Genomic DNA, 24,631 nt, shown 5'->3' on the forward strand with positions numbered 1-24,631 from the left:
TTGGCCGGCCGAAGGCCGACCTGGTCCTCGACGATGCTGAGCGCAGGCAGCTGCAGCAGTGGGCGCGACAGGCCAAGACCGCTCAGTTTCTCGCGTTGCGAGCCCGGATCGTGCTGCGCTGCGCGGAGGGCGGGACGAACCAGCAGGCCGCGGCCGACCTCGGCATCGACAGGTCGACCGTGGATCGCTGGCGGGCCCGGTTCATCGCGAAACGCCTCGATGGTCTGCATGACGAGCCGCGCTCGGGCCGGCCGCCTTCGATCCTCCTTGACCAGGTCGAGGAGGTCGTCGTGGCCACCTTGGAGTCGGTCCCGGGCCAGGACACGCATTGGTCACGGGCTTCGATGGCCCAGCGCACGGGCCTGTCGAAGTCGACGATCGGGCGGATCTGGAAGCGGTTCGACCTCAAGCCTCACCTGCAGGACTCCTTCAAGCTGTCCACCGATCCGCAGTTCGTCGCCAAGGTCGTCGACGTTGTCGGCCTGTACCACCACCCGCCCGAGAAGGCGGTCGTGCTCTGTGTGGACGAGAAGTCCCAGATCCAGGCGCTGGACCGGTCCCAGCCGGTGTTGCCGATGATGCCGGGCATGCCCGAACGCCGTACCCACGACTATCTGCGGCACGGCATCACCAGCCTGTTCGCCGCCTTCAACATCGCCGACGGCACCGTCATATCGGCACTGCACCGCCGCCACCGGGCGATCGAGTTCAAGAAGTTCCTGATCCGGATCGACAAGGCGGTGCCCGCCGGACTCGACGTGCACCTCGTCTGCGACAACTACGCCACCCACAACACCGCCGAGATCAGGACGTGGCTCGGCAAACACCCCCGCTTCCACGTCCATTTCACCCCCACCGGCTCCTCCTGGATGAACCAGGTAGAACGGTGGTTCGGCCTGCTGACCGACAAGCTCATCCGCCGCGGCGTCCACACCTCCGTTAAGGCACTGGAGGACGACATCGCTGCGTGGATCGACACCTGGAACGAGAACCCGCAGCCCTTCACCTGGACCAAGACAGCCGACGAGATCCTCAACTCCCTCGCCGACTACCTCACCAAGGTCGGAACCGCCAGCCAGAAAACAGAGCAGAATTAAGCCCGAGGATTTCTGGCGCATCACACTAGGTGTGCGGTAGCCGGGGTCGCCCCGATTGAGCGGATCTTCCCCGGTCGGCCCTGAGCCACAGAGGTAGAGGCCCGGAGAGGTATGTCCTTTCCGGGCCCTGGTCGCGACTATGCGGCCCGAGGTCCGTGAGGCCGTCGGTGGCAGCTGCTCAAGGAGCGGAGGGCTGGGCGTGACCGGGGTGCGCGGTGAACAGTTCCTCGGCGTTCTTGACTGTGAAGGCCGAGTCCAGCCAGCGGGCGAGGATCGCCAGGTCGGTGCAGGCGGTAACGCGCTCCCAGGTGTTGGCGGTTACCTCTATGCCTCGCCTCTGCAAGGTCCGCAGGACTGCCGTGGCCCGTCCCTCCGCGAAGCCGGCCCTCCACGCCATCCTGTACTCATCGGTCCAGTCCCCCGCCAAGGCGCGCAGCAAGGTGACGTCATCGAGGGACAGAGAATCGCGTCGGCTGATTTCGTTCAGGTATGCGTTCTGGTCGGCGATCGCCTCCTCGGGAGGCACCCCGATGGCCATGCAGAAGGCGGTGGTCAGGTGCCGACTCCTCACCTTCTCCTGAAGCTCGGGGCTCATTTGGTTGATCAGTAGCCGCCGATTCATGCGAGGGGCCCGTCGGACGCGACCTCGGAGACCTCCGACTCTTCCGCGAACAACTCGTCGACGCTCTCCACGTGGGGCGTCCGGTCCAGCCAGCGGTTGAGGAGGTCGAGGTCGGTGCAGTCGGCAATGCGGTCGCGGGCTTCCTCGGGGACGAAGACGCCCCGTGCTTCGAGGAAGCGAAGGATGGCCTTGGCCTCGCCCTTGGCCTCGCCTTCGGCCTTGCCCTCCAGGTACGTCTGCTCGAAGAGGGTCCCCCGGCCGGGGAAGTAGGTGGCGATCATTTTCTGAAGCCCTTTCCATGTCTCCCTGGCTGGAGTGTTCTCCAGGCCGATTTCCACGAACTCGCACCAGTATTTAGCTGTGGCCTTGTCGAAGAACCGGATTCCGCCGGCCAGCATGTTCAGTATGGCGGGGTGGTTCTCGCTCTCGCAGTGCACGATGGCAGAGATCGTCGCCAGCGCCGGATTCTCGGTGACCATCGACACGTCGGTGATCTCCGGAACGTTGTCCGGGCCCAGGACGAACGGGCGCGTCACCTGGGTGGCCCAGGGGCCGACGCGGTTTTCGAACGGTCCTGCCGCCCACTCCGCGGTCCGCTTGCTGTGGCAGACCACGACCAGCAGCACGGGGACTCCGAACTTCGCATGCAGGTACGCGACGTAGTACGCCCAGCTGATTCCTTTGCCCGGGACCCGTTCGGTCTGTTTCTCGACGGCGACCATGAACCGGTCACCCTCGGACGGCTCGACTTTGAGCACGGTGTCCACACGGCGTTCCATGGGACGGATCTCCGTGGCGTCGGGGGACATCGCCTCGATGATCGATTTTGCCGGAGGCGGCAGGCCCAGTGCCTCGAAGACGGGGGCGAGGACCTCGGGATGCTCCTGGAAGATCCGGTGCGAGGCCTCGTGTGTCGAAGTGACCATGGGAGCAATCTCGACGATCACGAGATGCGCTGTCCGGGTGATGGGGAGCATTCACCCGTTCGAGGACAGCTGAAACGTTCGCGCCCCGCTCCGGTGAGGACCGGGAGCGGGGCGCGTTGCCGTACGGCTCGCGAGTTACGCGGTCGGATTCTCCTCCAGGCGCGGGAAGAGCACCGCGCCCTTGGTGACGGTGGAGGTGGGCGGGAGCTGGCCCCACTCGCCGGCCTCCTGGACCTTCTGGTCCGCCAGGGCGCCCAGGGACGCCTCGGCGCCGAGGGAGTCCCAGAGCTTCTGGGAGGTGTCCGGCATGACCGGGTTGAGGAGGACGGCCACCGCGCGGAGGGATTCCGCCGCCGTGTAGAGGATCGTCGCCAGGCGGGCCTTGCCCTCGGGCGAGTCGTCCTTGGCGACCTTCCACGGCTCCTGCTCGGTGAGGTAGCCGTTGACCTGCTTGATGAAGTCGAAGACGGCCAGGATGCCGCCCTGGAAGTCCAGCTCGTCGCCGATCTTGCGGTCGGCCTCGGCGACTGCCCTGGCCAGGCCGTCGTGGACCGCCTTCTCGGCCTCGCCGTCGGCCGTCGACGCCGGCAGCTCGCCACCGAAGTACTTGCCGACCATCGCGGCGACCCGGGAGGCCAGGTTGCCGTAGTCGTTCGCCAGCTCGCTGGTGTAGCGGGCGGAGAAGTCCTCCCAGGAGAAGGAGCCGTCCTGGCCGAAGGCGATGGCGCGCAGGAAGTACCAGCGGTAGGCGTCCACGCCGAAGTGCGTGGTCAGGTCCTGCGGCTTGATGCCGGTCAGGTTCGACTTCGACATCTTCTCGCCGCCGACCATCAGCCAGCCGTTCGCGGCGATCTTCCCGGGCAGCGGCAGGCCCTGCGCCATCAGCATCGCCGGCCAGATCACCGCGTGGAAGCGGAGGATGTCCTTGCCGACCAGGTGGACGTCGGCCGGGAAGGTGTCCTCGAACTTCGCCTGGTTCTCGTTGTAGCCGACCGCAGTGGCGTAGTTCAGCAGCGCGTCCACCCACACGTAGATCACGTGCTTGTCGTCCCACGGGATCGGGATGCCCCAGTCGAACGTCGAGCGGGAGATGGACAGGTCCTGCAGGCCCTGGCGGACGAAGTTCACGACCTCGTTGCGTGCGGACTCGGGCTGGATGAAGTCGGGGTTCGCCTCGTAGTGGGCGAGGAGCTTCTCGCCGTACTCGCTCAGCTTGAAGAAGTAGTTCTCCTCGCTGAGGATCTCCACCGGCTTCTTGTGGATGGGGCAGAGCTTCTGGCCCGCGTACTCGCCCTCGCCGTCGAGCAGCTCGCCCGGCAGCTTGTACTCCTCGCAGCCGACGCAGTACGGGCCCTCGTAGCCGTCCTTGTAGATCTCGCCCTTGTCGTACAGGTCCTGCACGAACTCCTGGACTCGGTCGGTGTGCCGCTTCTGCGTGGTGCGGATGAAGTCGTCGTTCGCGATCTCCAGGTGCTCCCACAAGGGCTTCCAGGCCTCGGTGACGAGCTTGTCGGCCCACGCCTGCGGGGTGACCCCGTTGGCCTCGGCCGTGCGCATGATCTTCTGACCGTGCTCGTCCGTGCCGGTGAGGTACCACACCTTCTCGCCGCGCTGACGGTGCCAGCGGGTGAGCACGTCGCCTGCGACGGTCGTATAGGCGTGGCCCAGGTGAGGAGCGTCGTTGACGTAGTAGATCGGTGTGGTGACGTAGTACGCCTTCGACGTTCCGGGCGTAGCTGTCTCGGTCTGCATGCCTGCCAAGGCTAATGGTCAGGCTGCTTTCGAGGGACGGCGCAGAAGGAGGCCGGGGACGGGGCCCACGCTGTCGTCGTCCAGATGACCGGTGTCCGACCAGTTGCGGCGCTCGATCGGAGCCAGCAGCTCCTCCACGGTGCACGACCAGGCTCGGCACACGGCTCGCAGGAACAGTCCGTCCAGACCACCCGAGATGCGCCACCACCTCTTCTGCCAGCTCAGACTGGTGTGGTGGCGGGCGGAGGCGTAGGTGGCATCGCGGTTGTCCACATCCAGGAACACCTCCCCGAGTGGTACGGGGAGCAACCGCATGCACAGGATGATCCAGTTGTCCGGGAGCTGCAGTCGCTGGCCGGACTGATAGTTGTAGACCTCTGGGGGCCGGCTGTTCCAGGCCAGAGGAAGCCCGCCATAGGTCATCAGGATCTCGTCCCGTTCCGCGGCCCAGCCGACTGCGCCGGACGGCCGGAGCAGGCCTTGGGATGTGATGGCGAACGCGACGTCGTCGCTGAGGTCGTTGAACGCAGCGTGCAGGGCGGCGGCCAACTCCAGTTGCAGGGAGTCGTCGAATTGACCCGTTTCGCGGAGCCTTTGCTCCTGGGTCCGCATCCACTGCCGCACCTGTTCCTGGTCGGCGACCAGGTCGGACCGGTCCCGTGAGGCCCGGCTGGGCCGACCCGCGAGATACCCCGCGAAAGCGGCCGATTGGTCAGCGAGGAAGCCGTTGACCGTGACCGCTCCGCTGTAACTGCGGTACCCCTGGTAGAACAGGCCGTTCCGGAGCGTGGCCAGCCCGATCCGTCGACCCTCGCCGTCCAGCAGTTCGGTCGCACGCCCGACGAAGTCGTCACGCATGTGCAGGCGGTGCTTCTCCTCCCCGGCGCGCCAGTTGTCGGCCACGGGCGGGTAGAGGCGGTCGAAGATCTCCTCCGGCGAACCTGATGCCATGGAGAACCGGCCATGGACCACTGGTTCTGTCGTGCTGGGCTCCCAGACGTGAACAGGAACCGCGTTGTCCAGGACCAGGCGCTGCACCAGTTGGGTGAGCCGGTCGTCCTCCGTGAAGTAGAGGAGACCCCGCCTGTCGCTGGGACTCTTCGACAGCGTGACACGCACCGCCGTACCCTCCGGAACCCACCCCTGGTTGGTCAGCGGTGTCAGCAGTGGCCGGTTGGACGGGCCGTCGAAGACAAGACGCCGGGCATCCTGGAGGGAGGCGTCGTAACGGCGTGTGATCAGCTCCACGCGGTCGCCGAGCATGAAGACCGAGAAGAAGCCGATGCCGAAACGTCCGCTCGGCTCGAAGCCGCCGTCGGCGAGCCCGGGAAGCCGGCCCCGAACGGAGGCCGAGCTCCAGCCGCTGTTGCCGAAGTCGAGCAGGCCGTGGATGAGGGTCTCCTCGTCCATGCCGACGCCGTTGTCCCGGACCTCGAGGCACCAGGAACCTCCGGTCTGGATCAGCCGGACCTCCACGCGCCCGTCCCTGAAGCCGGGCTGCAGCGCCTGACGCGCCAGGACGGCGTCCTGCGCGTTCTGGATCAGTTCTCGCGCGGCCACTTCGGGTTTGTCGCCGTACAGCTGCTCGCCGCCCAGGCTTTTGACCAGGGCGGGTACGTCGGAGACCTTGACGGTTGCGTCGATCGGGCGCCAACCCTGCACGCGGAAGTGCTGGGCGAAGCGTTCGGGGGCATCGACGCCGGCGACCGCTCGAGCCGCCAGCCGTTCCCGGCGGTGGTCGTGCAGGAGGGCGTCGACCGCCTTCAGCTCCTGGTCGATGGTGCGGAGATAGCCGAGTGCCAGCCACCATGCACCGGCGTCCTCGGGCAGGAAGGGCCGCAGCGATGAGTAGGTGACCCGGTCGCCGTTCAGACGGGGGCGGCTGATGTGCTCCTGGAAGCGCCAGTGCTCGCGGGAGCCTCCTTGCGGGTCGCGCAGGGAGAACAGGAACGACGGAGCTCGTCGGCTGTCGATCTGGGTCGCGTCGGCGAGCCGCAGGACGCAGGCGAGCTTGAGCGGTTCGATGGTCCACTCGCTCGGTTGCCAGGGCAGCGATCCCTGCTCGTGGCGGAACTCCTCAGCGAGCCGGTCCACTGACCACCAGTGGCTGGCGGCCAGTTCACCGATCAGCGGCCCGTAGACCTCGCGCAGCTGGACGTCGTCGATGAGGTGGATGTCGTTGCCCGTACTGGACCGCCAGGCCTGATCCACCAGACGCCGGGCCTGCTCAGCGTGGGTTTCCCGGATGGCTGTCGCCCGGCACACCTCGACGACCTCGCCGGGGGGTTCTTCCAGCTCCCGCTGATCCGGCCAGCATCCCTGACGGTGGTAGTAGGCGACCGACACCAGATCCCGCCACCGTGCCTCGCCAAGGGTCTCCCGCACACTCGTCCCGTAGGCTGCTTCGCCCATCGCGGCGTCGTGCAGCACGAAGGCACAACCGAGCACATAGGCCTCGGCGGGATTCAAGGTCACCTGGGGGCCGCACACAAGGTCGGCCGTTTCCCACAAGGCGTCCACGTGGGTGATGTCGTGCACGGTGAAGCCGGGCATGCTGCGCGCGTTCTCGTCGAGGAGAACGGCCGCTTTCCTGCGCAGGTCCAGATAGGAAGTGCGCAGCCGTTCACGCTGTTCCGCGTGCGCGTCAGCGTCCGGACGGGGGGCCAGAGTGTCCCGCCACAGGACGGTGCTGATGTAGCCGTGCTCGGGCACCGGAGACGCTCACCTCATCGCCGGCAGGAGGAAGACCCCGGCGAGCAACCACATGGTGATCACCGAGACCAGGATGAAGAGCAGCACGTATGTTTCGTACCAGCGGAGGAAGTTGCCCGGGCGCGGACGCTTGCGGAAGTCCGGGCCGATCACCTCATCGGTGATATCGCACTCCTCATTGCGGTAGTCGAGCCAGGCCAGTGCACCGACGACGATCAGTGTGCTGGTGAAGGCTGCGACCACCGTGGTCAGGGTCAATAACCCGATCACGCCGCCGCGCGCGGTGGTCGGGGGGAGCTGCCACTTCCGATAACCCACGAACAGGGCGAGAGCCCCGCTGACGAGTGCCGTGGCCAGAGTCTGGTACAGCGCGAGGAAGCGGTGAGCGTTCTCGTTCACCGCGTTGATCTGCTGCAGGATGTATCGGTACCGCTCCAGCGCGAACTCGTTGCGGACCGACGCCGTCTCCGGTTCCGTCTCCCCCGTAGTCGCCATCGCCCCCTCCTGTCCGACGCGCCATCAGCATAGATACCCGAAGGCTCGCTCGGCATCCAGAGTCGCTGACTCGGCTGCACGGGATCGTCGTACGGCACGGCACGCCGCGAGGGGGCCCGCGTTCGCCGCGGTGCCCCTCGCGGCGCCTCGTCAGTCCTGCTCGCCGCCGAAGCGCTCCTTGTAGGCCGCCAGGTCCTCGTCCGTGAGCTTGGCGAACAGGACCGGCGGGACCGAGAAGGCGGTGCCGGCGGGGACGGCGGTGAGGGTCTTCGCCTCGTCCGGCGTGACCCAGGTGGCGGTGTCGTCCTTCAGGTCGAAGGCGTCGCGCATCGCGGCCGAGGACGCCGGGATGAGCGGCTCGGAGACCACCGCGTACAGGTGGATCAGGTTCATAGCCGTACGCAGGGTGAGGGCCGCGCCGTCCTTGTCGGTCTTGATCTCCAGCCAGGGGGCCTTCTCCTCCAGGTAGGAGTTGCCGGCCGACCACAGGGCGCGCAGGGCGGCAGCGGCCTTGCGGAACTGGAGGGCTTCCATGTGCGTCTCGTACTCGGCCAGCAGGGCGGCGATCTCCTCGCCGAGCTTCCGCTCCGCCTCGCCCGGCTCACCGCCCGCCGGGGCCTCCTCGCCGAACCGCTTCCTCGAGAAGGACAGGACACGGTTGACGAAGTTGCCGAGGGTGTCGGCGAGGTCCTTGTTGACGGTGGCCGTGAAGTGCTCCCAGGTGAAGGACGAGTCGTCCGACTCCGGGGCGTTGGCGATCAGGAAGTAGCGCCAGTAGTCGGCGGGGAGGATGTCCAAGGCCTGGTCGGTGAAGACGCCGCGCTTCTGCGAGGTGGAGAACTTGCCGCCGTAGTACGTCAGCCAGTTGAAGGCCTTGACGTAGTCGACCTTCTTCCACGGCTCACGGACGCCGAGTTCCGTGGCCGGGAACATCACCGTGTGGAACGGGACGTTGTCCTTTGCCATGAACTCCGTGTAGCGGACGGTGTCGTCCGCCTCGTACCACCAGGACTTCCAGTCCCGGGTCTCTCCGGCGGGGGCGGCGTCCGCCCACTCCTTCGTCGCGCCGATGTACTCGATCGGGGCGTCGAACCACACGTAGAAGACCTTGCCCTCGGCCGCGAGCTCCGGCCAGGTGTCCGCCGGGACCGGGACTCCCCAGTCCAGGTCCCGGGTGATCGCCCGGTCGTGCAGGCCCTCGTTCAGCCACTTGCGGGCGATGGAGGAGGCGAGCTGCGGCCAGTCCTCCTCGTGCCGGGAGACCCAGGCCTCGACCTCGTGCTGCAGCTTCGACTGCAGGAGGAAGAGGTGCTTGGTCTCGCGGACCTCCAGGTCGGTGGAGCCGGAGATCGCGGAGCGGGGGTTGATCAGGTCGGTCGGGTCCAGGACGCGGGTGCAGTTCTCGCACTGGTCGCCGCGGGCCTTGTCGTAGCCGCAGTGCGGGCAGGTGCCCTCGACGTAGCGGTCCGGGAGGAAACGGCCGTCGGCCGGGCTGTACACCTGGCGGATGGCCCGTTCCTCGATGAAGCCGTTCTCGTTCAGCCGGCGGGCGAAGTGCTGGGTGATCTCGACGTTCTCCGGGCTGGAGCTGCGGCCGAAGTGGTCGAAGGCGAGCGCGAAGCCGTCGTAGACCGCCTTCTGGGCGTCGTGGGCCTGGGCACAGAACTCGGCGACCGGGAGGCCCTTCTCCTTCGCCGCGAGTTCCGCCGGGGTGCCGTGCTCGTCCGTCGCGCAGATGTAGAGGACGTCGTGGCCGCGCTGGCGGAGGTACCGGGAGTACACGTCCGCCGGGAGCATGGACCCCACCATGTTGCCCAGGTGCTTGATTCCGTTGATGTACGGAAGGGCGCTGGTGATGAGGTGTCGAGCCATCGCGGGCTGCTCCCAAGTCGCTGCACGGAGTGACGATCTCGCGGTTTCCGGGTCGTCTACGAACCTTGAAATCGTAGCCGACACGGGTACGCCGCCCGCTTCCCGTTTTAGGTGCTGAGAAGTGGGCGGCGTTCCGCGGGGCTGGAGCAGCTGCGCGGCTTACGGGCGCCAGGTCGCCAGTACGCCCTCGTAGAGCTCGGTGTCCGTGAGCTCGCGGGGGGTCGGGCCCGCGTGGAAGAAGGACGTGTTGTCGGTCTTCAGTTTGCGGAGGTAGTCGAAGGCCTTGTTGTCGTGCTCACCGAAGGCGACGAAGGAGAAGAAGACGGCGGGGTGCGTCTTCGCGGCCTCGGTGAGGGACTGGGTGGCCGGGGTCTTGGCGTCGGGGGCGCCGTCCGTCTGGAAGATCACCAGGGCGGGGGCGGTGGGGTCGGCAGTCTTGTCGTGCAGCGCGAGTACGGCTTCGACGGCGGCGTGGTAGCTGGTGCGGCCCATGCGGCCGAGCCCTGCGTGCAGGTCGTCGATCTTGTTCTCGTGGTCGGTGAGGGTGAGCTCGCCGGTGCCGTCCACCTCCGTGGAGAAGAAGACGACCGGGACCGTTCCCTCCGGGTCGAGGTGGGCGGCGAGGGCGAGGGTCTGCTCGGCGAGGGCCTGGGCGGAGCCGTCCTTGTAGTACGGGCGCATGCTCGCGGAGCGGTCGAGGACGAGGTAGAGCTTCGCTCGAGTGCCGGTGAGGTTGTTCTTCTTGAGGGTGGCGGTGGCTGCCTTGTAGGCGGTGGCCAGGGCGGGGGCGCGGGACTTCAGCTTGGCGAGTGTGGTCGCGGGCGCGGGCTGGCCGGCCTCGGCTTCGCCTTCGGCCGGGTCGTTCCCACCCGCACCACCCGTGCTGCTTTCGTCGTCGGGTGCGGGTGGCCCCTGTGGGGTCTCCTCGCCGTCGGCGGCTGCGGGCTCGTCCGGCTGGGCGTCCGCCGACTCCGCCTTCGCCGCCTCCTCGGCCTCGATCTTCGCCTCCGGCTCGACCTCGGCAGGGACCTCGGCCACCGGCTCGGGCTCGGGGGTGGCCTCGGCAACCGGCTCCGGGTCCGGCTCCGGCTCCGGCTTGGGGGTGGCCTCGGCAACCGGCTCCGGGTCCGGCTCCGGCTTGGGGGTGGCCTCGGCAACCGGCTCCGGGTCCGGCTCGGGGGTGGCCTCGGCAACCGGCTCCGGCTCCGGGTCGGGCTCGGGGGACGGTGCGGGTTCGGGGGCGGTCTCGGCAACCGGCTCCGGGTCCGGCTGCTCGTCAGGGGTCGGCTCCGCCTTGGCCTCGGGCTCCGGCTCGGTCTCGACGGGCGGCTCGGCATCGGGGGCCGGGGAGGGTGCGGGGTCCGGGTCGGCCTCCGCCTTGGCGGACGGGGTGGGCTCGGGGGCCGCCTCGGCGGTCGGCTCCGGCTCCGCCTCGACCGTGGCCGCGGACTCCGGCTCGACTACCGGCACCAGTCGGATTTCCGGGTCCGTGGTCTGGGCCGGGACCGTCACGTTGTTGAAGGCTGCCGAGACCAGGTCGTGCTCTTCGGCCTGCTCCCGACGGGGCTCCGGGACATGAGGCGTGGGCTCGGGCTGCGGTTCGGGTTCCGGCGTGGGGGACGAAACGGTCGGCTCGGGCGAAAGCGTGCTGTCCGCACCCTCTGCGTCGGCGGTACGCCCCTTGCGTGACCGGCCGAACGCATTCCGCAGAAGAGTGAGAAGGCCCATGTGCGCAACCCTTCGAGTGAGTTGTTTCCGTCGATCCCTGGCCAGGACGGACACGTAAGGTTAGCGGCCCTGGATCTCGGTGCGGTGAAGCGATGGCCCTAGCTGTCGCCGTTCCCTGTCCACCAGCGCCAGGAACTCCCCCAGCACCCTGTTGAACTCCTCGGGTCGTTCCAGGTTGGGCATGTGTGCCGCGCCCTCGACGACGTGCAGGGTGGAGTCGGGGAGGGCGGCGTGCATGGCCTCGGCGTCGGAGACCGGGGTGAAGGTGTCGTCGGCACCGACGACCACGAGCGCGGGCACGCCGACCCGGGTCAGCAGGTCGCGGTAGTCGGGTCGTTCCGCCCGGCCGCGCAGGGCCGCCGCGGCGCCCTCCGGCGGGGTGGCCGTCATCATGCGGTGGGCGTGGGACTTCACCTCGGGCGGGGCGTAGGGGGCGACCATCTTCTCCAGGACCTCGTCGGCGTACCCGCGCATGCCCTCCCGCAGCAGCCGGTCGGCCATGGCGCCCCGGGCCCGCCTGCCGTCCGGGGTCTCCGCCGCCGGGAAGGTGTCGGCGAGGACCAGGCCCCGTATCCGCTCGGGGAACTGCCGGTAGCAGTCCATGACGATCTGCCCGCCCATGGACAGCCCGGCGAGTACGCAGGACTCCACTTCCAGCTCGTCCAGCAGGTCGGCGACGTCCCGCGCGAACCGGGGGAGCGGGGTGGTGCCGGGGACGACGGGGGAGGCGCCGTAGCCGCGCAGATCGGGGGCGATCACCCGGCGGGAGGCGGAGAAGGCCTCGATCTGGGGGGCCCACATGGTGCGGTCGAAGGGGTGGCCGTGGACGAGGACGAGTGGGAGCCCCCGGGGGATTTCGGGGGCTTTGTCGTCGTATGCCAGGAAGGGGGTCATACGGCGACCCTAGGGTGATCAACTACTCGGTGCAATAACATCTTTGCCCTCGGTGCAATCCGGCCGGACGACGGAGCGGGGAGAGTTGTGGACGACTTCCGGCGGCTCGCCGACAGAATCGCCGACGAGATCGCGGCCGGGCGGCTGCGTCCGGGTCAACGCCTGCTCCCCCAGCGGGTGTTCGCCCGGCGGCGCGGGGTCGCGGTCTCGACGGCCGGGCGCGTGTACGCCGAACTCGTGCGGCGGGGGCTGGTGGTGGGCGAGGTCGGACGCGGCACCTTCGTACGCGCCGCCGCCGGTCCGGAGGCGGCCGGGCGGGCGCTGACGGAAGCCTCCGCCCCCGTCCGGTCGGTCAACCTTGAGCTCAACTACCCTTCCGCGCCAGGCCAGTCGGAGATCCTCACCCCCGCCCTGACCGCCCTGCTCCGCCCGGACGCGCTCACCGAGGCGCTCCGCCCGGCCGCCGCCACCGGCACTGCCGCCGCCCGGGACGCGGTGGCCGCCCTGCTCGGCACCGGCGCCTGGTGTCCGGACCCCGCCCGGATCCTCTTCACCGGCAACGCCCGCCAGGCCATCGCCGCGACCCTCGCCTCCCTGGTCCGGCCGGGCGGCCGGCTCGGTGTCGAGCCGTTGACGTATCCGCTGGTCAAGGAGATGGCGGCCCGGCTGGGCATCACCCTGGTGCCGCTCGCCGCGGACGACGGGGGTCTCAGCCCGCGGTCCGTCGCCACCGCCCACCGGACCGCTCCCCTGTCGGCCCTCTACCTCCAGCCGACCCTGCACAATCCGACCTCGGTGACCATGGACGCGCGGCGTCGCGCCGAACTTGCCGAAGTGGTGAGTGAGTTGAGCCTGCCTGTGGTCGAGGACCGCATCTGGTCGTTCCTCCACCGGGGGACCGAGCCCCCGCTCGCCGCCCTCGCCCCCGCTCTCACCCACCTGGTCGACGGCCTGTCCAAGCGGGTCGCGCCGGGACTCACCGTCGGGTTCGCCGTCGTACCGCCGGACCGGGTGGAGGCGGTGGCCTCCGCGATCCGGTCCGGGGGCTGGAGCGCGGGCGCGTTCGCGCTGGAGGCGGCCGTGCGATGGCTCGGGGACGGGACGGTGGAGCGGCTGGTGACGGCCAAGCGGGCGGACGCGGCCCGGCGGCAGCGACTGGTCGCCGAGGAGCTCGCCGGATTCGCCGTACGGTCCGATCCGCAGGCCTGTTTCGCCTGGTGGGAGTTGCCCGCGCGGTGGCGGGCGGACACCTTCACGGCCGCCGCGGCGGCCCGCGGGATCGCCGTCACACCGGGTACGGCCTTCTGCGTGGACCCCAGCCGCACACCGGACGCCGTCAGGCTCGGGCTCGCGTCGGCTCCGGAGCCGGAGCTGGTTCGGGCGCTGCGGACGCTCGCCGGCCTCGCAGCAGCTGTGCGGCCCCCCGTGCGCGGACGTACCCGGTGAGCCAGGCGGCCAGTGCCACCGCCAGGCCGCAGCCCAGCAGCAGCCAGGAGGCCGTGCGCAGGGTGCCGGTGAGCGCGTCGTACACCGCACCGGCTGCCGGACGGGAGACGTCGTCGGGCAGGCCGGCGAGGGTGAGACGGCGGCCGGCGGTGCGGGCGAGGAGGAGCAGCGCGCCGCCCAGGGCCGTGCCCACGGCGGTGGCGGTGACCGCCCGTCGGCGGTGGACGGCGAGGGCGATCCCGGTGGCCGCGAAGACGACGGCCGCGACGGGCAGCCAGAGGCCGGCGACTTCCAGCACGTGGAACCCCTTCCGCAAATGGGCCAGGTCCCGGGCCGGGAGCACGGTGACCGTGGTGTGCCGCACCGGGATGCGGGCGGCCAGCGGCACGTGGTCCTGGGTGAGGCGGCGCTTCACCTGGGCGGTGACGGGGGCGAGGTCGACGGTGACCGGCCGGCCGCGTGCGGTGCGTTCGTCGTGCAGTGCCTGGAGCACGGCGCTGTGGGCGGCCCGGTTGCCGGCGTCCCAGGCGACGCGGAAGGCCCGGGTCCGGGTGAAGGAGCGCACCGCGTCGTGCACGAAGGGACGGACCGAGGTGCGCGCCGGGCCGCCCACGTCGACCTGGCGCACGATGCCGTCCCCGACCGTGTCCGCGACGGCGTCCCGCACGTCCGGGTCGGTGGCGAGCGGCGCCACGGCGGCGACGTACCGGCCGGTGTCGGCGAGCGTGTACGACGCCCAGGCCGCCAGGGCGCCGAACGGCACGAGGAGGCAGGACAGGGCGATCAGCAGGGCCGACAGGGCGCTCCGTGGACGTGGGGACACGTTCCCAGGACACGTCCGGGGGGCGGGAGGCGCGAGCGGAGCGGCTGCATTCGGGGGGCCCGGCGTCGCCCGTGGCGCCCCGCATCTCCGGTGGCCCCGCGTCCGGGGACACGGAGCCACGCGGGACACGAGGCCACCCGGGACACAGAGCCACGCGGGACACGGAGCCACCCGGGACACGGAGCCACGCGAGACACGAGGCCACCCGGGACACAGAGCCACGCGGGACACGAGGCCACGCGGGACGGGGGATACCGGGAGATACGCGAACCGTGTGGGCCCCGGCGCTCTCACCGGGGCCCACGCGCGGCCGGGCCAGGGATGATCACCTGATCCGGTGGCCGGCGGCGTCCTCGTGGGTGTAGTAGCGGTAGAACATGAGCACGAACACGGGCGCCGCGGTGGCCAGGGCCAGGCCCGTGGACGCCAGTACCGTGTGACCGCGGCCGCTCAGGCTGTACAGGAACCCGACCGCGATGCCGGTGAGGGCCGCCCACAGAAAGGCGTGCACCTCACGCCGCACGTGTGCGCCGAGGGCCTGCACGCCCATGCACAGGGCGAAGAACACGATCGTCGTCACGACGCCGAACAGCACGTTCCAGCCGGTGACGGGACCGCCGTAGCGGGTGTTGGCCGCGGCCCAGTACCCGTAGATCAGGGCGAGCACCAGGGGCATCGCCCACCTGGCGACCGCATGGGTCCGCTCGTCGAACACGTCGGGCGGACGGCCGTACCGGGTCATCGCACCCGACGTGGGTGCCGCTTGAGCCATGAGAGCACTCCTCTCTCTCCTCGCCCCTGCCCTCCAGGGCACACCCCGGGGTGACACCCTGGCAAGTGGGCGGGGGAGCCCGGGTTCCCGGATGCGGCCCGCCCACTCGCGTGCTTCCCTTGGGGCATGAAGGGCGGGCCGCACTGCACACCGTGACCGACCGCGAGGTCCTGCGCCGAAGGCAACCCCCGCTGGTCCGGGGCCGGAGCGTCGCATGGGTGGTGCCGCTGCTGCTGCTCGCCGGGATCACCACGGTCGACGTCAACACCGCCGAGGACTTCCGGATCATCTCCTGGATCGTCCTGGTGCCCGGGATCGCCGCCGCCCTCTGCGGGCTGTGGACCACGGCCCTCTTCGCCGTGCTCGCCGCCGTCGACTACGTGCTCGTGGACAGCGTCCTGTTCCACCAGTACAAGGTGGGGTGGCCCGACTTCGTCCTGGTCACCCTCGGCGGCATCCTCGCCGTGCTGGCCTGCGCGGTCCGGCTGCGCGGCGAGCGGCGCATGCTGCACATGAGGGACATCGCCGAGACCACCCGCCGCACCGTGCTGCGCCCGCTGCCGCCGGGCTGGGCCGGCCTGGAGCACGCCGCCGCCTATCTGGCCGCCGACACCGAGGCCCGCGTCGGCGGCGACTTCTACGACATCCAGCCCGGTCCGAACGGCACCCGCGTCCTCCTCGGTGACGTGCAGGGCAAGGGCCTCGGTGCGGTGGAGGCGGCGGCCGCGCTGCTCGGCACCTTCCGCGAGATCGGCTACCACGCGCCCGACCTCGCGACGGTCGCCGCCCACCTGGAGGTGCGCATGGGCCGCCACCGCTTCCACAGCACCTCGCTGGGCCGCGGGGACGGCGACCGCTTCGCCACCGCCGTGCTGATCGGCTTCCCGGTCCTGGACGACGGCACCATGGAGGTCGTCAACTTCGGCCACGAGCCCCCGCTGGTGATCGGCCCGGCCGGCGTGCGCGCCCTGCCGGCCGGTGAGCGTCTCCCGCTCGGCCTCGGCGAACTCGTCCCCGCCGCCCCGCCTCCCCCGCCCGTCCGGGTGCCCCTCGGACCCGGCGAGACCGTGCTGCTCACCACGGACGGGGTGACCGAGGCCCGGGACGGCCACGGCGTCTTCTACGACCTGGTGGACCAGGTCACCCGCGCCACCTCCGCCGACCCGGGCGCCGCCCGGCCGGGCCGGCTGACCCGGCTGGTCCGCGAGGGCGTGCTGCGGCACAGCGGCGGCCACCTGGTGGACGACACCACGATCTTCGCGGTGCGCCGCATCGAGGGCGTCCTGCTGGGGGGACGTTTCCGGGCCTGACCCCCACCTGCACGGCCGCAGCGGTTACGGTGCTGCTCTGACCGGTCGGAGGGCCGACCGGCCGGACCGACCGACCAAAGGGGGGACGATGCCCGGAACCGTGCTGCTGCTGGCGGCCTCACCGGTGGGCAAGGGGCGCCTGGTGGACGCGGCCTCCGTGCTCCCCGTCCTGGCGGCCGTCGCCCCCGCCGTGCTCGCCGGCACCGACACCGCCAACGTGGTGGAACTCGCCGACCCGCTGGACCCGCAGGCCGTGCTCACCCGGCTGCGCGCCGCCGCGACCGCCCCCGGACCGCTCAGCGTGTTCGTCACCGGCCAGCTCCAGCTCGACCGCCGCCAGCACCTGCCGCACCTGGCGCTGGCCCGCACCACCCCCGCCACCGTCCGCTACACGGCCCTGCCCTGGCACTGGATCCGCGAGGAACTCCGGCTGCGCCCCACCGGCGCGACCACCCTGGTCGTCGACCTGCACGCGGACGCCGAGACCTGGGAGCACCTGCACGGCACGCCGCTGGACTGCGGCCGGAACAACGCCGTCTACGGGCGCATCGCGCCTCCGCCGCCCCGGCGGCAGGTCGCCTCGCCGTCCTACATGAAGGCGGTGGCGACGTTTCTGCGCAGCGGGTCGCGGCCGCCGATGGAGCAGTTGCACGAGCAGGCGCTGGCCCGGACCGCCGAAGAGGGCGGCGCCCACCGTGACCTCGTGCTGGCCTCCGCCGGGAGCCTCGCGGGCACCGACCCGCACGCCGAGATCAGTGCCGCGGTGCGGGCCGGACGGCACGCCGACGCCGACGCCGTCGCCGCGCGCCACGAGCAGGCCGCGGTGCGGGCGCTCGGGCCCGCCTCCGAGGACGCGCTGCACTGGGCCGAGGTCCGCGCGGACCTGGCGATGTTCGCCGGTGACCCGGTGCGCAGCTGCCGTACCTGGCTGACCGTCGCCTCGGCCCGGCTGGCCGCCGGTCAGGCGGCGGACGCGCCCGCCGTGGAGGCGGCCGTGGACCGTGCCCACCACCAGTGGGGGCGTATCGACGACCGAGCGCGGGCCCGTGAACTCGGGCCCGCGCTCGCGGAGTTGAGACTCAGGGTGCCGGGCCGCCGGCAGGGTGCGCTGGACCACGTCCAGCAGCACCTGCGGCAGCTCCAGACACAGGGCTGAGCCGTCAGTTAGTGGGATGCCCGGTCGGGAGACGGACGGCACCGCCTCGCATACCCGGGACCACGGACACGATCCTTCGGGGTCTGCCAGGCCGTTGACGCTCGGTGACTGAGGCTTTCCCGACGAAATGATCTCCGCGAAGTGACCTGTCGCGGCGGACAGCATCACATACCTGGCGGGATGGCGAATGGGTCATATCCCTCGGGCATGAAGCAGCCCTAGTCTTGCAATGGTTGCGGATCGTTCAGCACGACGCGCTAGCACCCGCCCGCAGGGGAGAGCCCGTCTGGGCGGTCCAGAACTTGTCGGCCAGGGAGTCCACCGGACCGCCGCCGAACTCAAGCAGCGATGGCTCCCCCTGCAACACGTCACGCTCAGCCCCAGCCGGATCGGCGACATCGCCCGAGCCACCCTCGCCTGCAAAAGGATCTCGAAGCGATCACCGTCGAGAAAGCCTCACTGACCGAGCTGTCTGACGAGTTCACGCCACTTTCGTCTGAGTACTCCAACCGAGCCTGTCTGGGCAGGCGTTATGCAGCACGCTCTCGAGCTGCCTCCGAGGGATCCAGCCAACCCACGGTCCACAGGTTTCCCTGCGGTCCCACCAGCCGAAGATCCCCCAGTCGTCTCGGCTTGCCCCAGGGGGATCCGCAATGCATATACGTGCACGAAGACTCGTTGTCACGGTCGTGTCTCTGGTTCTGGTTGAACCGCTCCGGGATCAGTGGAGGCTCTATGCGTTGACTCCAGCCGCCGGTTGGGGCTGGTGGTGAGCGTAGTAGTTGGTCTCGTGTTCGTGGGGCGGGATGTTGCCGATCCCGGTGTGGAGACGCTGGCTGTTGAACCAGTCGACCCATTCCGCGGTGGCGAGTTCTACGTCGGCGAGACCGCGCCAGGGCCTGCGGGGCTTGATCAGTTCCGTTTTGTATAGGCCGATCTGGGATTCCATGAGCGCGTTGTCCAGAGCGTCGCCGACGGTGCCGATCGAGGCGTCGATGCCGGCCTCGAGGAGGTGCGCCGTGAATGCGAACGACGTGTATTGGCTACCTGCATCCGAATGATGAAACAGTCCCGTTCCAGCGGGAGTTCCGGCACGGTCTCTGCGCCACAAGGCCATGTCGAGGGCGTCGAGGACGAGCTTGGCCCGTTTGCTGGTGGCGGCGGACCAGCCGACGATCGTCCGGGAGTACACGTCCACGATGAATGCGACGTAGACGATCCCGGACGAGGTGGCGACGTAGGTGAAGTCGGCGACCCACCGCTCGTTCGGGCGAGACGCGGTGAAGTCGCGCCTGAGCAGGTCAGCGGCCCGCTCGTGGCCGTCGTCTCGGAGAGTGGTGCGGATCTTCTTCCCGCGTCGGGCGCCCTCCAGGCCCAGGTCGCGCATCAGCCGGGCGACGGTGCAGCGGGCCGCCGGTATGCCTTCGCGGTGCAGCTGCCGCCAGACCTTCCGCACTCCGTAGACACTGAAGTTGTCCGTGTGGACGCGGCTGATCTGCGTCTTCAGCTCGGCGTCGCGGACCGATCGGGCGCTGGGCGTGCGGTTCTTGGCGGCGTAGTAGGTGCTCGTCGCGATCTTCAGTCCATGGCTGGTCAGGACTCGGCAGATCGGCTCGACTCCGAACACCTCGCGGTGTGCGTCGATGAACGCTACGAGCGCTTCGACGGCCGGTCGAGCTCGGCCGCGAAGAAAGCCGAAGCCGCTTTGAGGATCTCGTTCGCCCGTCGAAGCTCGGCGTTCTCGGCCCGCAGCCGTTTGATCTCCGCAGCCTCCTCGGACGTCGTGCCGGGCCGCTGGCCGGCGTCCACCTCTGCCTTGCGGACCCAGGTCCGCACCGTCTCTGCCGCACCGATGCCCAGCTTCGCCGCGACCACCTTCATCGCCGCCCACTCGGTCGGGTAGTTCGGTCGGATCTCAGCAACCATGCGCACCGCTCGTTCGCGAAGCTCAGCGGGGTAGGGGGACGGACGTGCCATGACTCGATCCTCTCAGGGAATCGAGCCTCCATCAGACCCGGAGCGATTCACTGTGGCAGTGGATCGCCTGCTGGCTGAAGGGGCCCCGTCTTCGGCTCCTGGCGCTCTCAAGGAAGGTTCCACCAAGCCGATCGAAGCGTTGTATGGCGGTAGGAGGTTCAAGTCGTCGACGCTCTCGGGCATCGTCAATGAGATAAAGAGCTCGGGAGATCGAGCCAGAGGTATCGTGATGGGTCAGAAGGGAAGACAGGCGCATGTCTTCAACGTCGTGAATGTCAAGGGAGACGTTGTGTTCCTGGATGGTCAGTCAGGACACGCAGACCTCTCGCCGTGGCGGAACTTCTCCCTCCTTAGGACGGACTGATGCTGGACATGGAACAGGCAGCCAGGCTTGCCAAAGAATTCCTCGACAGGGAGGTGAGCCACGATCGCATGGACTTCGCGCTCGTCGAGGGAGAGAGTGCCCAGGTCGGAGGTAAGTTTTACTTCGACTGTCAGTCGGTCGCCTACCTCCGCAGCGGAGATCCATCAGACATGGCCGTCGGAACTGGCTACGTATGCGTGGATGGAGAGACTGGGCAGTGTCGGCTGATGGGGGCCGTGGAATCAGCCGCACTCGACCTCTTCTGATCTCCCTTTCCGTACCTTCGCGTGCGGAGCCGTGCAAGAAGAAGACAGGGGGCCTGCGGTGTACGTCACCGCAGGCCCCCTGTCTGACATCCAGCGTACGGTTGGCTTCCCACTCTCGGTAATTCCGTCAGGGCCTGGCGCTGTCAGGGATCTTGGAGTCGCCGGGGTCGGTCACTTGCGGCGCGGCAGGTCTGAAGCCTAGTCCTTGGCTTTCCGGGCGCCCGGACTGCTGACCTGAGACAGCAAGATGGTCCTTCCTCGCGCCTCGCTATAATGCTGGAGCGGTCACTCTCAAATTTTCGAGACGCCGAAGAGCAACTATGAGCCAACTCGGCCGAAGTGGCGAGATTGAACCACCCTGATGACATCACGCCGGTCGACGCCTGGGAATACCTAAGCAGAAGTGAAGGAAGATTCTTCCGTTCGGAATCGTGTGATGGTGTCGAACTAGCCGGAACGATAGCAACCGAAGCGCTCGTCAGAGGTGCGGGAAACGTTTGCATCCTGTCGGAGGGTGATTGGCTCACCGTGACCGTAGACCGTGACTGGCTGTGAGATCGGAAAATGAGGTCTTTTCTTCGGTGACTCTGGAGGGTGGAGTCAACAGTATGTTGGCGGAAATTCTCGCAGTACGCGCCTCTGAGGGCGTGGCAACTGCAGCTGTCGGCAGTGTGAGGGTGGTCAAGGCTGGATCGGCTGCCGCTGCTTGCAGGGCTGATCACCCTGTCATGCGGGATGTGTCTCTCCGCCGACGTGCGAGGGATGACGCAGACGGTTCATGTCCTCTGCGTGAGGACACCGAAGTGGTCCGCCCGGCACGCCGTTCGCGCTGGCCGCGGCGAAGGCGACGATCCCGGTGTCGCTGGGGACCGCCGCGTAGACCGTGTCGGAGCCGGCCGACAGTTCCAGGTCTGTGACTCCTTGCAGCGAGGTCAGCTGCTTGACGACCGTGCCGCTGCAGTCGGTGACGACGATCTTGCCGTTGCTAGGGTCGCTGATGAAGACCCGCTGGTGGACGCCGTCCACGACGGCGTCGCCCACCGACTTGACCGGCAGGACCTTGTTTGGGTCGGCGAAGGCCGGAGCGGCGGCGAGCGCCGCCGAGCTGAGGAGGGCCGCAGGGCCGTGACGGTCTGCGACATATGCACGCTGATTCGAACCGTTTCTAGAGACTGAGCGGGATTGGGTCCTGGTGCCAGGACTGGTGCTCAGCCGCGTGTCCCGAACGGTTGTGGGCACGCTGGTCGCCCGCTTTCGCTCCGCGTCCGGCGCCGACGGATCGTGTCCGTGGTCCGGGGATGCGGGGGCGGGTTTCCTCACGCCCCGGAATGCCCGGTGCGGCCTGGACGGTCCGATGCCCCACAGCATCACGCTGGTGCGGTGGGGGCGGTGCCGTCCGTCGCCGGATCGGGTGTCCCAGGGCGCGTCTTCCGATGGCCACGGCGGCAGCGTCGTGGCGTGTGGTCTTGCGGGTTGTGGTGGTCAGGGGTTTCTGCCAGTGCTGGGCGCCCCAGCGGCTGGTGTAGGCCGGGTCGACGGCGACCAAGGGGATGCCGAGTTCGGCGGCCATGGACACCAGTCGCGCGCGCAGCCTGGCGGTGGGCAGGCCGGAGATCAGCTTGCGGAACCGTTTGCGCCGCCCGTGCTTCTCCCGGCTCTTCTCCGCGGTGAAGTCCAGGTCCTCGACCGCGATCGCCAGGTGGTGGCGCTTGGCCCAGTGCAGCAGGCGGATCAGGGCGTGTCGGACCTGGGCGTCCCGGTGGGACGCGGTGCCGGTCAGGTCGTAGTCGAACCTGCGCGGGGCACCGACCGGGTTGCCGTGCTCGTCCAGACGCCAGGCGGCCAGGTGATCGGCGTTCATGTCCACACCGGCCAGACCCGTAGTACGGACGGCTTCCAGCGGCACCGTCTGCACCGGCTGGTACTGCCAGGAGGCGGTCAGGTACCAGCGGCCCCGATCGACGTCGTAGTGGATGCGGTAGGCGACGGCCCGGTTCGCGCAGATGCGGTCGGCCCACTGCTCACCCCGGTACCGGAAGCCGACCCGGCAGGCGAGCACGTACCGGCCGTGCGGCGCGTTCGCCAGCCCGGACAGCGCTACGGGGAGCTTGATGCTCACCTCACCGTCCGGACTGACCCGGATCGTTTCATTCCCGTACCGCTTCTCCGACTCACCGTCGGCCTGGAGAAACCAGCGCTCGGCCTCCCAACGGCTACGCCAATCGGCCTCGCTCATCTGGGCAGCTTCGAGGTTGTGCCGGGCACGCAGCAGTTTCTTGCCGCCGCGCACCACCCGCACACGCCCGGCCTCACACTCTGCGCGTGCCTGTGCCAGTCGATCTCCGAGCAGTCGCAGGCGCCGGGACTTGGCGAACCACTCCCGCTTCGAGCGGTAACCGCCCGGCCGGCCACCCGAGCCTTTCGCCCCGATCGGCAGCGACAGCCGGTACGCGATCATGTCTACATCTGCCTGGAGGTGGCGGATGTGGGCGAGCTGACCGCGCCGTGCCAGCGCCCACTGGTCATGCGTGGCCTTGGTGATACTGCCCGCCCACCGCGAGGAGGACTCACTGGTCAGGGCACGCTTGCGGTGCGCCCACTGCTCACCGTCATGGTCCAAGCCCGCCGCGCAACGGGCCTTCAGGTCCCGGGAGGCCAGAGAGCCGAGCAAATCACCGACCAGACGCAGCACCTTCTCATCCCGCTCGGTCAGTCCCTTCAGGCTGCTTCGGACTGCCACCCCGGACGGGCCGGGCACCACGAACGAAGCCGTCACCTTGCGCAACCCGCCCATCCCCCACCCCCCTGCACGGCTCGAAGATCTGTCACCGAACCCAACGACAACCTGACGCAAAGGTCACGCATTCGATATGGGAACTTATATTCCCCACCAAGGCGCACGCGCATGATGTGACCGAGATGCTCCCGCATGCACTCCAGAACACACCCGAGTGTTGTCATTCGGCGGCAGTTCGCTCACCCCCCTGGAAATCGTCATGCCACTGACAAAAGCGCCAGTGCCCCCGAGACGAGTGTGCGGACACCCGGGGCGACCGTGGACAGATCGGGCGCGAAGTCCGGGCTGTGGTTGCTCGGCACGCCCTGCAGCTTCTCCGACAGGTCCGCGCCCCCGGCCGCTTCCCACACCGGGTGCGGGGTGGTCGTCACGAACCAGTACGAGTACGGGATCGAGCCCGCCGCCAGCACGGAGAAGTCCTCGCTGCCCATCGCCGGGCCCGGGTCGAACACGGTCCCCGCGCCGAACACCTCGCCGTGCACGGCGGCGACCCGGCGGTCGGTGTCCATGTCGTTCACCGTCACCGGGAAGGTCGACCCCACCGTCACCTCCGGCTCCCGCGGGCACCCGGCCGCCAGGCACTCGCCGTGCGCGATGCGGCGGATCGCGGCGAGCATGCGCTCGCGGACCCTGTCGGACCGGGTGCGCAGGTTGAGGGCGATACGCGCCTCGGAGGGGATGATGTTGTGCCGGGTGCCCGCCTCGATCCGGCCGACCGTCAGCACGGCGGACTCGGCGGCGGCGGTCTCCCGGGCGACGACCGTCTGCAGCCGGGTGACGAGGTACGCGGCCGTCACCACCGGGTCGACGGTCGCCTCGGGCCGGGAGCCGTGTCCGCCCCGGCCGTGCACGACGATGTCCACGTCCGTCGAGGCGGACATGATCAGCCCCGGCGCGTGCGGGTACAGCCCGGCCGGACCGGGCGCCGCGTGCTGCCCGAGCAGGACGTCCGGCCGCCCGAACCGCTCGTACAGCCCGTCCGCGACCATGCGGGCCGCGCCCTGCCCGGTCTCCTCGGCGGGCTGCCCGACCAGCAGCAGCGTCCCCGACCAGGTCTCCCGCCCGGCCGCCAGCGCCTGCCCCGCGCCCACGAGCCAGGTGACGTGCAGATCGTGCCCGCAGGCGTGCATCACGCCGTCCGTCCCGGACGCGTACGGCAGCCCCGTCCGCTCCGCCACCGGCAGCGCGTCCATGTCCGCCCGCAGCAGCACGACCGGGCCGTCCCCGTTGCGCAGCACCCCCGCGACGCCGGTACCGCCGACCCCCTCAGCCGTCTCGAAACCGGCGGCCCGCAGCCGCTCGGCGAGCCTGCCGGCCGTGCGGTGCTCGGCCAGCGACAGCTCCGGGTGGCGGTGCAGATCCCGGTAGAAGTCCTCCAGCGAGGCGACCGGGAGGTCTGCGGTCAGTTCGCGGGCGGTCCGGGCGGCGGGGGAGGTCATGAGGAGGACCCCAGGGGCTGTCTAGCGGTGCTGGGCATGCTGGGCGGAGGGTGTTTCGGGGGTGGCCCGGGCCGGGCCCGCGTTGGCCGCCGTGATGAGGGCGGCGACGGCGACCACGGCTGCGGCGACGCCTCTGGCGTACCGTGCGGTGTGGCGTCCGTAGCGTGCGGATGAGCGTCCGAG

Annotated in this window: 20 protein-coding genes and 1 other annotated feature; of the genes, 6 read left to right on the forward strand and 14 right to left on the reverse strand. The window is 69.5% G+C overall.

Annotated features, from left to right (window positions below; translation table 11 throughout):
• Positions 1-1,097 (forward strand): IS630 family transposase (locus ACWC21_RS39490; protein ID WP_450889390.1); only part of this gene is annotated, 1,097 nt, incomplete at its 5' end.
• 178 nt (positions 1,098-1,275) lie between these two features.
• Here ACWC21_RS39490 and ACWC21_RS39495 read toward each other — a convergent pair.
• The 8 genes from ACWC21_RS39495 to ACWC21_RS39530 form a co-directional block, all read right to left on the reverse strand.
• On the reverse strand, positions 1,276-1,692 hold the full coding sequence (locus tag ACWC21_RS39495) for a hypothetical protein (protein ID WP_450889392.1): 417 nt from the start codon (positions 1,690-1,692) through the stop codon (positions 1,276-1,278).
• Between the two features lie 23 nt (positions 1,693-1,715).
• The gene (locus ACWC21_RS39500) at positions 1,716-2,645 is read right to left on the reverse strand and encodes a hypothetical protein (RefSeq protein WP_450889394.1); all 930 of its coding nucleotides are present in this window, start codon (positions 2,643-2,645) and stop codon (positions 1,716-1,718) included.
• Positions 2,646-2,780: 135 nt separating this feature from the next.
• Complete coding sequence (metG, locus tag ACWC21_RS39505) at positions 2,781-4,397, reverse strand: methionine--tRNA ligase (protein ID WP_450889395.1); 1,617 nt, start codon at positions 4,395-4,397, stop codon at positions 2,781-2,783.
• An 18-nt stretch (positions 4,398-4,415) separates the two neighbouring features.
• The gene (locus ACWC21_RS39510; protein WP_450889397.1) at positions 4,416-7,109 is read right to left on the reverse strand and encodes an HD domain-containing protein; all 2,694 of its coding nucleotides are present in this window, start codon (positions 7,107-7,109) and stop codon (positions 4,416-4,418) included.
• 9 nt (positions 7,110-7,118) lie between these two features.
• A complete protein-coding gene (locus ACWC21_RS39515) occupies positions 7,119-7,604 on the reverse strand; it encodes a hypothetical protein (protein WP_450889398.1) in 486 nt (161 codons plus the stop codon).
• Between the two features lie 150 nt (positions 7,605-7,754).
• A complete protein-coding gene (gene metG / locus ACWC21_RS39520; RefSeq protein WP_450889400.1) occupies positions 7,755-9,476 on the reverse strand; it encodes a methionine--tRNA ligase in 1,722 nt (573 codons plus the stop codon).
• Between the two features lie 159 nt (positions 9,477-9,635).
• Positions 9,636-11,204: a VWA domain-containing protein gene (locus ACWC21_RS39525; protein ID WP_450889402.1), complete on the reverse strand. Its 1,569-nt coding sequence runs from the start codon at positions 11,202-11,204 to the stop codon at positions 9,636-9,638.
• Between the two features lie 60 nt (positions 11,205-11,264).
• A complete protein-coding gene (locus tag ACWC21_RS39530; RefSeq protein ID WP_450889403.1) occupies positions 11,265-12,098 on the reverse strand; it encodes an alpha/beta fold hydrolase in 834 nt (277 codons plus the stop codon).
• Positions 12,099-12,185: 87 nt separating this feature from the next.
• Here ACWC21_RS39530 and ACWC21_RS39535 point away from each other — a divergent pair, with 87 nt between their 5' ends.
• The gene (locus ACWC21_RS39535) at positions 12,186-13,544 is read left to right on the forward strand and encodes an aminotransferase-like domain-containing protein (RefSeq protein ID WP_450889405.1); all 1,359 of its coding nucleotides are present in this window, start codon (positions 12,186-12,188) and stop codon (positions 13,542-13,544) included.
• Here the strand turns inward: ACWC21_RS39535 and ACWC21_RS39540 are convergent.
• Positions 13,435-14,367: a hypothetical protein gene (locus ACWC21_RS39540; RefSeq protein ID WP_450889407.1), complete on the reverse strand. Its 933-nt coding sequence runs from the start codon at positions 14,365-14,367 to the stop codon at positions 13,435-13,437. The two genes, ACWC21_RS39535 and ACWC21_RS39540, sit on opposite strands and share 110 nt — an antisense overlap.
• A gap of 325 nt (positions 14,368-14,692) precedes the next feature.
• Positions 14,693-15,139, reverse strand: coding sequence for a hypothetical protein (locus tag ACWC21_RS39545; RefSeq protein ID WP_450889408.1), 447 nt, complete (start codon positions 15,137-15,139; stop codon positions 14,693-14,695).
• Between the two features lie 152 nt (positions 15,140-15,291).
• On the opposite strand from ACWC21_RS39545, the gene ACWC21_RS39550 reads away from it, so the two are divergent.
• Positions 15,292-16,449 carry a PP2C family protein-serine/threonine phosphatase gene (locus ACWC21_RS39550; protein WP_450889410.1) on the forward strand — a complete coding sequence of 386 codons (1,158 nt, stop codon included), beginning with the start codon at positions 15,292-15,294 and terminating at the stop codon, positions 16,447-16,449.
• An 88-nt stretch (positions 16,450-16,537) separates the two neighbouring features.
• Positions 16,538-17,605, forward strand: a complete 1,068-nt coding sequence (locus tag ACWC21_RS39555) for a hypothetical protein (RefSeq protein WP_450889412.1) — start codon at positions 16,538-16,540, stop codon at positions 17,603-17,605.
• A 733-nt stretch (positions 17,606-18,338) separates the two neighbouring features.
• Here ACWC21_RS39555 and ACWC21_RS39560 read toward each other — a convergent pair.
• A protein-coding gene (locus ACWC21_RS39560; protein ID WP_450889414.1) for an IS3 family transposase occupies positions 18,339-19,582 on the reverse strand; the annotation gives its coding sequence in 2 pieces (ribosomal slippage) (positions 18,339-19,300 and positions 19,300-19,582; 1,245 coding nt in all).
• Positions 19,173-19,301: a sequence feature (AL1L pseudoknot), on the reverse strand. (Overlaps the previous gene by 129 nt.)
• Between ACWC21_RS39560 and ACWC21_RS39565 the strand changes: the two genes are divergently transcribed.
• Both ACWC21_RS39565 and ACWC21_RS39570 read left to right on the forward strand, forming a co-directional pair.
• Complete coding sequence (locus ACWC21_RS39565; protein ID WP_450889416.1) at positions 19,581-19,946, forward strand: toxin glutamine deamidase domain-containing protein; 366 nt, start codon at positions 19,581-19,583, stop codon at positions 19,944-19,946. The genes ACWC21_RS39560 and ACWC21_RS39565 overlap by 2 nt on opposite strands.
• A complete protein-coding gene (locus tag ACWC21_RS39570; RefSeq protein ID WP_450889417.1) occupies positions 19,946-20,212 on the forward strand; it encodes a hypothetical protein in 267 nt (88 codons plus the stop codon). Before ACWC21_RS39565 ends, ACWC21_RS39570 begins: the two co-directional genes overlap by 1 nt.
• Positions 20,213-20,938: 726 nt before the next feature.
• Here the strand turns inward: ACWC21_RS39570 and ACWC21_RS39575 are convergent.
• From ACWC21_RS39575 to ACWC21_RS39585, 3 genes are all read right to left on the reverse strand, one after another.
• A complete protein-coding gene (locus ACWC21_RS39575) occupies positions 20,939-21,253 on the reverse strand; it encodes a hypothetical protein (RefSeq protein ID WP_450889419.1) in 315 nt (104 codons plus the stop codon).
• 124 nt (positions 21,254-21,377) lie between these two features.
• Complete coding sequence (locus tag ACWC21_RS39580; protein WP_450889420.1) at positions 21,378-23,006, reverse strand: IS200/IS605 family accessory protein TnpB-related protein; 1,629 nt, start codon at positions 23,004-23,006, stop codon at positions 21,378-21,380.
• 200 nt (positions 23,007-23,206) lie between these two features.
• The gene (locus ACWC21_RS39585; RefSeq protein ID WP_450889421.1) at positions 23,207-24,448 is read right to left on the reverse strand and encodes an amidohydrolase; all 1,242 of its coding nucleotides are present in this window, start codon (positions 24,446-24,448) and stop codon (positions 23,207-23,209) included.
• Between the last annotated feature and the right edge of the window lie 183 nt (positions 24,449-24,631).

The sequence above is a fragment of the Streptomyces sp. NPDC001348 genome, assembly GCF_053597535.1.